We start from the raw sequence: 9,494 nt of genomic DNA, 5'->3' as shown, positions 1-9,494 counted from the left end.
ACTGACTTTGGACTTCTTTTAGACATAGGAAAACTCCCCTTTAGCTTCTAGTGAATTTTTGTTTTTTCACTGTCCACTATAAGGGGAGTATATCAGACGGAGGGGAGTTTTTTGTAACTCCCCTCCATCACCTACTTTACTGCAGCCATTATAATACTCAATAAAAATCAAAAGTTGACGAAGGATCCTTTTGATTTTTAAAGAGTATAAGCCTCGCTTTACGAATCCAGATACAAGTCACTAACTTAAACATTGGCTACTATAGTTGTTTAGTTTACTTTTAGTACTAGGCAACGAGTTGCAGGCTGCTTCAACAGTCTAAGGACTGTTGAAGGTTGGAAATCATACTGACGATAGTCAGTAACAATCGTAGAGTCCGGCAAAGCGAGTTCCAATCATCTAGAAGATGATTGGAAGTTGGAAATAGAGAAACGGAGTTTCCACAATCATCGAAGTAATAAAAGTTAAACTAAATGAGTATATCATCACATCTTACTTGACTGAGTTTAGATGGCACTCTGTATGAAAGAGATAGACAACAAGCCTCACTTTAACGAATGACAACTAAAAAGTAAACGATTATTTTAGAAACTATAGTACTCTACCACTATCTCCTTCTATCGTTTTACAAATCATGTCAAAAGCTTCCTCCAAACTCATTTCTGCTGTCATAAGTACCTCTTCCTCCCAAGCAAGATAGTCTTTATCTATCCACCAACGTTTCATATCAGCTGCTGTAAAGTCCTCTTTTTTAGCTCGAGTGGCGTGTCGCTTGACCGTTTCTTCAAATGGAATATCATAATAATAAACAAAGATCCGAGGTGCAAAGAGGTCGCGCAATCTTGCTAGCATCTCTCCATAAATTTCTGCCTCATAAAATCCCTCGAGAATGACCAGTAAATCCTCTGCATATCCAAAACGAGCAATCGTTTCTGTCAGAGAAATCGAAAGATTGCCAGGTGTCACCTTTTCTCTTAGCATCGTTCTACGAACAGTGTCTTGGGAGATAAGCAAGGTCCTACGACCATAATGGAGTTGTAAAGCCTCTGCTAAGCTGGTCTTGCCAGAACCAGAATTCCCCCGAATCATTACAAGCGTAGCCATCAGTTCACAGGGCTTTCTATAAGACGAGCATATTCCCGCTTAATACAGCGATTCATGACCACATGTTCACGACCTGCCGCCTGTAAAATAGTTGCAGCTTCTTGACTTTGCAAGTCCAATTGCGCCCAGAAAACACGGGCATCAACAGTCACAAATTCACGCGCTACAGCTGCCAAATACTCACTCTTACGAAAGACATTGACAATATCAACTACTAGCGGAATCTCTGAAAGACTAGCATACACTTTCTCACCTAGAATCTCACCACCAGCCAAGCGAGGATTGACAGGAATAATCTGATAGCCTATATCCTGCATATATTTAGAAACACGCTTACTGACCGCTTCATCCTTATCAGATAAACCTACGACCGCAATCGTTTTGCTATTGGCTAGATAGTCTTGAATCTGTTGGTCGGTTGGATTTTGAAATTGGTACATGGTACTTCCTCCTTTTTTCTCTATTATACCACGGAATACTAGAAGATGAACAAGCCGGACAGAATTTGAGTTTTACTGACTATGACTATCCTACATAAACCAAAAGACCGATAAAAAGATTTGAGAGCAGAATGACTCTCAAACCCCTTAGCTATTTCCCCTACTATCTTTCAAGAACGAAGTAAAAACTGTCACGCTAGCAAGTCCACTTTCAGATTTCGAGGTACAAGGCTAAGAACCTGTATTCACCGTTCAGTACTTCCATTTAAGGCTCGGGCTGAAACGGGCTTTTACTCTTCACTAAATTGGCTGTTATATAGGTTGGCATAAAAGCCATTTTCCTGCATGAGGACATCGTGGTTGCCTTGCTCGATGATGTTTCCATCTTTCATCACAAGGATTAAATCAGCGTTCCGAATAGTAGATAAGCGGTGGGCAATGACAAAAGAAGTCCTGCCTTCCATCAGTCTGTCCATAGCTTTTTGAATCAATTCTTCCGTCCGTGTATCGACAGAGCTGGTTGCCTCATCAAGAATGAGAAGTGGCGCATCTTTTAAAAGTGCACGGGCAATAGTCAATAACTGCTTTTGACCAACAGACAAGGTAACTGTATCATCCAGTTTAGTCTCATAACCATCTGGTAGGGTCATAATGAAATGATGAACTCCTACTGCTTTTGCTGCCTGAATCACTGCCTCGTCTGAAATATCTGGCTGGTTGTATATCAGATTTTCCTTAATCGTTCCTTCAAAGAGCCAGGTATCTTGCAAGACCATGCTAAAGGCGTCATGGACCTCAGACCGTCTCATGGTCTTGGTATCTACACCATCAATTAAAATCCGTCCTTGGTTTATCTCATAGAATTTCATCAAGAGATTCACAATAGTTGTTTTCCCAGCACCAGTTGGACCAACAATGGCAATCTTTTGCCCTGCCTTAGCCCTAGCTGAAAAATCATGGATAATGGTCTTATCGGGCGAGTAACCAAAAGACACATGCTCAAAGGTCACATCCCCTTTTACAGAAGCTAGCTGTCGTGGGGTCTCACGGTCATCTTCCATTTCTCTTTCATTCAAGAACTCAAAGACACGTCCCATAGCAGCGCTAGCAGATTGTAAGACAGTCAAGCCTTGCGCAATCTGAGACAGGGGTTGGGAAAAGATCCGAACATAGACCATAAAGGCAACGATCGTCCCCATCGTCGCATGACCATTTAGGGTCAAAGCTGCCCCAGCCACCACAACCATGACATAGCCGAAGTTCCCAATAAACATCATCATAGGCATCATAATCCCGGAAATAAACTGAGACTTCCACATACTGCCATATAAAGCATGGTTAAGGGCTTCAAACTGCTCTTTTACCTCATGCCCTGCATGGTAACTGGTCACAACCTGATGACCAGAATACATCTCTTCTACATAACCATTGACTTTGGCAAGATTCGCCTGCTGGCTTTTGAAAAAACCTCGTGCCCGCCTCATGATAAGGCTAACAAAGACAAAGCCAAATAGGACTGATCCGATCGCCACAAAGGACAACACCAGATTGGTCTTGAACATCATGATCAAGGCAGCAAGTAACAGAATCGTAGAAGAAAGAACCGTTCCCAAACTTTGGTTCAGAGACTGGCTAGCCGTATCCACATCATTGGTCACACGAGATAGGGTATCCCCTTGGGAATGACGATCAAAATAGCCCAAGGGAAGCCGATTGATCTTTTTAGCAATCGCTGTCCGTAGACGTTTTGAAAACTGTTGAACAATCGTTGAAATCGTAAAGGATTGGGCGTAGTTGACCATTGCCCCAATTCCATAGAGAACCGCTAAGGACGTAGCAATGGCAGATACTTTAGCCGTATCAATCTCTGTCATTAAGCCCTTAGTGATGAGGTCTGTAATCTCGCTTAATTTGTCCGGACCAATAACTGTAATCACACTAGAGACAACTGCTCCAAACACCGCCATTACAAAGGGAAGTTGGAAACCCTTGATATGGGGCTTCATCTGGCTAAAGAAAGAAGATGTTTTATGATTCATTTTCCAATTCCTCCTTCGATAATTGAGAGTAAGCAATTTCTTGATAGACTTCGTTCGTTGCAAGTAATTCTTTGTGACTTCCTTGACCGACAACCTTACCCTTGTCAAGAACCAAGATTTGATCCGCATCCATAATGGTCGAAATCCGCTGGGCTACAATCAACTTCGTCATCCCTATAGTGCGTGTCGCAAGCTCCTCCCGTAATGTACGGTCCGTTCGATAATCAAGGGCAGAAAAGGAGTCATCAAAAATCAAGATTTCTGGCTTACGAGCAAGCGCGCGTGCAATCGCTAAGCGCTGGCGTTGACCACCTGAAAAATTGCTTCCAGACTGGGCAACAGGTGAAGAGAGCCCTTCTTCTTTTTCTTCGACAAAACGTTTCGCCTGTGCCAGATCCAAGGCATCCCAAATCGCTTCATCTGTAAGGGGGCTCTCCTTGCTTTCTCCAAAATCAATATTACTGCGAATATCTCCTGAGAATAGCACCGCCTTTTGAGGAATATAGCCCACCTTAGCATGCAGGTCTGCTTGACTATAGTCTCTTACATCCACACCATCCAGCAAAATTCGTCCCTCACTCACGTCATAAAACCGTGGAATTAAGTTCATCAAGGTAGATTTCCCAGAACCAGTTGAGCCGATAAAAGCTACTGTATCACCCGCTTTTGCCGTAAAGGTAATATACTCAATCACAGGTTCTGAGGTATCAGAATAACGGAAGGTCACATCATCAAAGACAATCTGATTCACATCCCCTCCAGCAGGAGATGCTTGAGGAGATACGATAGAAGAGGTCAAATCCAACACTTCATTGATCCGCTTGGTTGAGACCAAGACACGGGGCAAGATGATAAACAAGGCACTCATCATCATGAAGCCCATGACCACTTGCATGGCATAGGACATGAAGACGACCATATCGCTAAAAAGTGGTAGTTTGTCCGATAGGTCAGCCGTATTGATGAGATAGGCTCCAATCCAGTAGATCGCCAAACTAAGACCGCTCGAAATAGTCATCATGACAGGATTCATCAGAGCCATTAGACGGCTGACAAATAAGTTGAGAGCAGTTAACTCTTCATTAGCCTGCGCAAACTTTCCATCTTGATAATCTTCTGCATTATAGGCACGAACGACACGAATACCTGTCAACCCCTCACGGGTAACGCTATTTAAACGGTCGGTCAGTTTTTGGACAACCGTTTGTTTGGGAAAGGCTAGGGTAACCAAGGTGGTCATCATGATAAGGTTAATCAAGACTGCTACAAGCACCGCCCAAAGCCAAGAATCAGATTTCCCGACAATCTTACTCAATGCCCAAATAGCCATGATCGGTCCACGTGTCGCGACCTGTAAGCCCATGGTAAACAAGAGCTGGATCTGGGTCAGGTCATTGGTCGTCCGTGTCAATAAACTCGGAATACTAAAGCGCTTGACTTCAGCATCTGAATAATCCAAGACACGGTGAAAAATATCCTTTCGCAAACGAGTGGTAAAGCTCGCAGCTAAGCGCGATGCCATAAAACCAACCATCACAGAGGCACCAAAACTTGCAAAAGACAAACCTAGCATTTTGAGCCCCGGGGACCAAAGTTCCGAAGTTGTCGTATCGGGCAACTGCAAGAGCTGGGTGATTTCAGACATGTAACTCGGAATTTCTAACTCTAGCCAAACAGTCAGACAGACAAAGGCAACACTCGCTAAAATCATCAACCACTCTTTGCTATTTAAGCGTTTAAATAGTTTACTCATTCTTTTCCTTTCTGCTCAATTCTTTCTAAATTATGATGAAGCTGTCGGATAACTTTTGAAAAGACTGCTAAATCTTCTGCTGCAATCCCCACAAGCAACTGCTGGCGTACCTTGCTCCAAAAATCACTCATCTTCTGGCTCTTTTCCTTGGCAGCATCTGACATCCGAACAATCTTCTTGCGTTTGTCAACCCTAGACGCCTCTACTACGATAAAGCCATTTTTTTCCATGCGCTTGATAAGATTACTGGCTACAGATTTGGAAATTTTCAGATGGTGTTCAATATCCTTGATAAAAATTTCCTCCCCCTCATGGTGGGCAAGATAGTACAGCACATGCCCTTGTGGACCTCCCAATAATTCCATATCAGCATCTCGAGCAACCGAATGGACAGCAGAGCCCATCTTATGCGCCAATCTTTTAAATTCTTGAAGCGGATCTGTCGTCATAGCAGTTTCCTTTCTCTTTTCGTTACCATGAGAACTATTTTAGCATTTTCCAAGTGCTTGTCAAGAAAAAAGTTCTCATAGGAACGATTTCTTTTTTTGTAATCGCTTCACTTCACGGTCTATCCTTCTACTTGAACCGAACCAAGACTAAGAGCTTGGAAGTAAGAATTTGTAAAGTAAACTTTTACCTTGCTTCTTTGTCATGTCTCCTCATTGTCATTTGCTGTTTATACTCATTTAGTTTAACTTTTATTACTTCGACGATTGTGGAAACTCCGTTTCTCTATTTCCAACTTCCAATCATCTTCTAGATGAATTGTGGAAACTTCGTTTCCTTATTTCCAACTTCCAATCATCTTCTAGATGAATTGTGGAAACTTCGTTTCCTTATTTCCAACTTCCAATCATCTTCTAGATGATTGGAACTCGCTTTGCCCTACTCTACGATTGTTACTGACTGTCGTCAGTATGATTTCCAACCTTCAACAGTCATTAGACTGTTGAAGCAGCCTGTAGCTCCTTGCCTAGTACTAAAAGTAAACGAAACAACTATATAGGCTCCCGTATCTTATTTAAAGCCAAGCATTTTAAAATGGAAAGTGAATGACTATCATCATCTTTTCTAGTTCAAGGATTTATGCTATACTAAGAACCTGTATTCACAGTTCCTACTCTTTGAAACTCTCTTCAAACCTCGTCAGCGTCGCCTTGCCGTACACTACGATGGTCACTTGCTTTTGCAGGCTCTATTTCCCACCTGCTATCGTCCACAGGACTTATACTCAAAAAACACTCTTTTATATAAAGTATTTTACTTGTGAATACAGGTTCTCACTAAATCTATTTCTTCACTTATCAAAAGGAAAGGTCTTCACATTTATGATTCTTCACCTTGTTTGGCTTATACCTGCTCTCTTATTTATGGTGCTCTTTCTCTTAGAACCAAGACGCCTCATCAATGCCTACCTCTTTTTGTTTGTCTTACTCCTCTTTGCTTTTATCATCGCAGGATTTTTTGTCGTCCAACTCAGCCTCTGGGATAAGCAGACAGCGATCATGATCCTCATCGGTGGGCTCTTGCTCATCCCACTAAGTGTCGTCCTCTCAACCCTCTACCTCCTATTCAATGGAAAACAGATGATGACCTTTGAAGGACGCAGATTAAGCAATCTCCTCTCGCTCTTTTATGGTCTTTCCATCCTCGTGACCCTTGCTCTGCACTTTCTGAACAGTTACTTCCTCATTGAAAAGATCACCGAATTACTGGACAATCTGCTCATCTACGGAAGTTTTATCTACCTATCCTATGTCAGCTATGGGCTTTTTTACAATCTCTTCCCCCTCACCTACCAACCAGACTATATCATTGTGCTAGGATCTGGGCTAATTGGAAATAAGGTTCCTCCCCTCCTTGCCCAACGCTTAGACAAGGGACTTTTCTACTATGAAAAATTTAGCAAACAGCCTATCATCATTGTTTCTGGCGGTCAAGGAAAGGATGAAGCCATTTCTGAAGCAGAAGCCATGGCACGCTATCTGCTAGATAAGGGAGTGGCAGGCGATAAACTCCTCCTTGAAAACCAGTCCACAACGACCCTCGAAAATCTGACTTTTTCTCAAAAGCTCATCGGCAAAAGCCCAGATACTAAACCACATTTTCTTGTTGTGACCAATAGCTTTCATTCTTTACGAGCTGGGGTTTACATGCGTAAACTAAGGCTTAAAGGTCGAAGTGTCGGCTCTAAAACAGCCCTCTACTACCTACCTAGCGCCTGGATTCGTGAAACAGCTGGTCTCTTTCTCCTGTATTGGAAATGGCATGCTGTCATCATCGGACTACAGATTCTATCTTGGATTCAGTCATTCTTTTCCTTATAACCATGACCTTTTTCGAGCCAGTATTGACCTTACGATATCACAACAATTCTCCAAGTAAACGAACATAAGAACATCACAAGTCCTTCAACATAGACTTGTGATTTTTTCACATGATTAGGACAAAATGATTGACACTACTTTCAGAAATTGCTATACTATTCATTGTAAGCGCTAACAAAAATAGATTTTTATTAGAAAGTACATCTAGTCTAGATTTAGAGGAAAACCGTATGGATTTCAAAACAAGTAACGCAGAAGGTCCAGTTGAATTTGTCAATGTCTTTGATCTCGAAAAAATGGCACAAGGTGTCATTCCAAAAGGGGCATTCGGATATATTGCAAGCGGGGCTGGAGATACCTTTACTTTGCATGAAAACATTCGTTCCTTTAACCATAAATTGATTGTTCCTCACAGTTTAAAGGGAGTTGAAAATCCGTCTACTGAGGTTACATATGACGGAGACACACTAACTGCCCCAATCATTCTGGCTCCCGTTGCTGCTCATAAACTAGCCAATGAACAAGGTGAGGTAGCCAGCGCCAAAGGTGTGAGTGAATTTGGTACCATTTATACAACCAGTTCCTACTCTACTACTGATATTCCTGATATCACACAGGCTCTTAATGGAGCTCCTCAGTGGTTCCAGTTCTACTACAGCAAAGATGATGGCATCAATCGCCATATCATGGATCGCGTGAAAGAACAAGGCGTAAAAGCAATCGTCTTAACAGTTGATGCTACAGTTGGAGGAAACCGTGAAGTAGATAAGCGCAATGGCTTTGTCTTCCCAGTCGGCATGCCAATCGTACAAGAATACCTTCCAGACGGTGCAGGTAAGACCATGGATTATGTCTACCGTTCAGCTAAGCAGGCACTTTCAGCAAAAGATGTCGAATACATCGCCCAATACTCTGGACTTCCAGTCTATGTCAAAGGTCCCCAGTGTGCTGAAGATGTCTTCCGTGCTTTAAATGCCGGTGCATCAGGTATTTGGGTTACCAACCATGGTGGACGTCAACTTGACGGTGGACCAGCTGCCTTTGACTCCCTTCAAGAAGTGGCTGAAGCAGTTGACAGACGTGTACCGATTGTCTTTGACTCAGGTGTTCGCCGTGGTCAACACGTCTTTAAAGCCCTTGCTTCTGGAGCAGATCTCGTTGCCCTCGGTCGTCCAGTAGTCTACGGACTTGCTATGGGAGGTAGCATCGGTACCCGCCAAGTCTTTGAAAAGATTAACGAAGAACTCAAGATGGTGATGCAGTTGGCAGGTACACAAACGATTGATGATGTGAAACACTTCAAACTTCGCCACAATCCATACGATTCTTCTATTCCTTTCAACCAAGATGCCTTAAAATTGGATTAACCTCATCTTTCAGTCTCTATTTACAGCTGAACTAAATTTAGATAAGGGCTATGTTATAGTTGTTTCGTTTCCTTTTAGTACTAGGCAAGGAGCTGCAGACTGCTTCAACAGTCTAATGACTGTTGAAGGTTGGAAATCATACTGACGATAGTCAGTAACAATCGTAGAGTACGGCAAAACGAGTTCCAATCATCTTCTAGATGATTGGAAGTTGGAAATAAGGAAACGGAATTTCCGCAATCGTTGAAGTAATAAAAGGGAAACAAAATGAGTATAAAAAGATAGGCAGCTACTCTAGCTTTAGCTAACACCCATAGTCGAGGAATATAGAATGTGGGTGGATTACCCGATAAGACATTGGATAAATAAAAAGGCTCTATAATTTCTGTAGTGGGTAAATCCACTGTAGAGATTATGGAGCCTTTTTGAGTATAGAAAAAAAGTCCCATATGACTTATAATGAA

General features: G+C 42.4%; 7 protein-coding genes. 2 read left to right on the top strand and 5 right to left on the bottom strand.

Annotation, left to right across the window (positions count from 1 at the left end):
- Window positions 1-591: 591 nt before the first annotated feature.
- The 5 genes from ACVPON_RS09890 to ACVPON_RS09870 all read right to left on the bottom strand — a co-directional run bounded on the left by ACVPON_RS09890 (window position 592) and on the right by ACVPON_RS09870 (window position 5,785).
- Complete coding sequence (locus tag ACVPON_RS09890; RefSeq protein ID WP_462878463.1) at window positions 592-1,104, bottom strand: kinase; 513 nt, start codon at window positions 1,102-1,104, stop codon at window positions 592-594.
- Window positions 1,104-1,544, bottom strand: a complete 441-nt coding sequence (locus ACVPON_RS09885; protein WP_462878462.1) for a CoA-binding protein — start codon at window positions 1,542-1,544, stop codon at window positions 1,104-1,106. Before ACVPON_RS09885 ends, ACVPON_RS09890 begins: the two co-directional genes overlap by 1 nt.
- Window positions 1,545-1,834: 290 nt before the next feature.
- A complete protein-coding gene (locus ACVPON_RS09880) occupies window positions 1,835-3,583 on the bottom strand; it encodes an ABC transporter ATP-binding protein (protein WP_462878461.1) in 1,749 nt (582 codons plus the stop codon).
- The gene (locus ACVPON_RS09875) at window positions 3,573-5,336 is read right to left on the bottom strand and encodes an ABC transporter ATP-binding protein (RefSeq protein ID WP_462878460.1); all 1,764 of its coding nucleotides are present in this window, start codon (window positions 5,334-5,336) and stop codon (window positions 3,573-3,575) included. The genes ACVPON_RS09880 and ACVPON_RS09875 overlap by 11 nt, the downstream gene beginning before the upstream one ends.
- Window positions 5,333-5,785, bottom strand: coding sequence for a MarR family winged helix-turn-helix transcriptional regulator (locus tag ACVPON_RS09870; protein ID WP_462878459.1), 453 nt, complete (start codon window positions 5,783-5,785; stop codon window positions 5,333-5,335). Before ACVPON_RS09870 ends, ACVPON_RS09875 begins: the two co-directional genes overlap by 4 nt.
- 879 nt (window positions 5,786-6,664) lie before the next feature.
- On the opposite strand from ACVPON_RS09870, the gene ACVPON_RS09865 reads away from it, so the two are divergent.
- Together ACVPON_RS09865 and lctO are read left to right on the top strand one after the other, a co-directional pair.
- On the top strand, window positions 6,665-7,663 hold the full coding sequence (locus tag ACVPON_RS09865; protein ID WP_462878458.1) for a YdcF family protein: 999 nt from the start codon (window positions 6,665-6,667) through the stop codon (window positions 7,661-7,663).
- A 230-nt stretch (window positions 7,664-7,893) separates the two neighbouring features.
- Window positions 7,894-9,030 (top strand): L-lactate oxidase, encoded by a 1,137-nt coding sequence (gene lctO / locus ACVPON_RS09860; RefSeq protein WP_462878457.1) that lies wholly within the window; start codon window positions 7,894-7,896, stop codon window positions 9,028-9,030.
- Window positions 9,031-9,494: the final 464 nt, after the last annotated feature.

It is taken from the genome of Streptococcus sp. 1F3 (assembly GCF_054968985.1).
This window is presented reverse-complemented; position numbering and strand designations above follow the sequence as displayed.

Bases quoted from the DNA above. Each gene is read 5' to 3' on its own strand.
- ACVPON_RS09890 (WP_462878463.1), bottom strand. From the start codon at position 1,104: ATGGCTACGCTTGTAATGATTCGGGGGAATTCTGGTTCTGGCAAGACC.
- ACVPON_RS09885 (WP_462878462.1), bottom strand. From the start codon at position 1,544: ATGTACCAATTTCAAAATCCAACCGACCAACAGATTCAAGACTATCTA.
- ACVPON_RS09880 (WP_462878461.1), bottom strand. From the start codon at position 3,583: ATGAATCATAAAACATCTTCTTTCTTTAGCCAGATGAAGCCCCATATC.
- ACVPON_RS09875 (WP_462878460.1), bottom strand. From the start codon at position 5,336: ATGAGTAAACTATTTAAACGCTTAAATAGCAAAGAGTGGTTGATGATT.
- ACVPON_RS09870 (WP_462878459.1), bottom strand. From the start codon at position 5,785: ATGACGACAGATCCGCTTCAAGAATTTAAAAGATTGGCGCATAAGATG.
- ACVPON_RS09865 (WP_462878458.1), top strand. From the start codon at position 6,665: ATGATTCTTCACCTTGTTTGGCTTATACCTGCTCTCTTATTTATGGTG.
- lctO (WP_462878457.1), top strand. From the start codon at position 7,894: ATGGATTTCAAAACAAGTAACGCAGAAGGTCCAGTTGAATTTGTCAAT.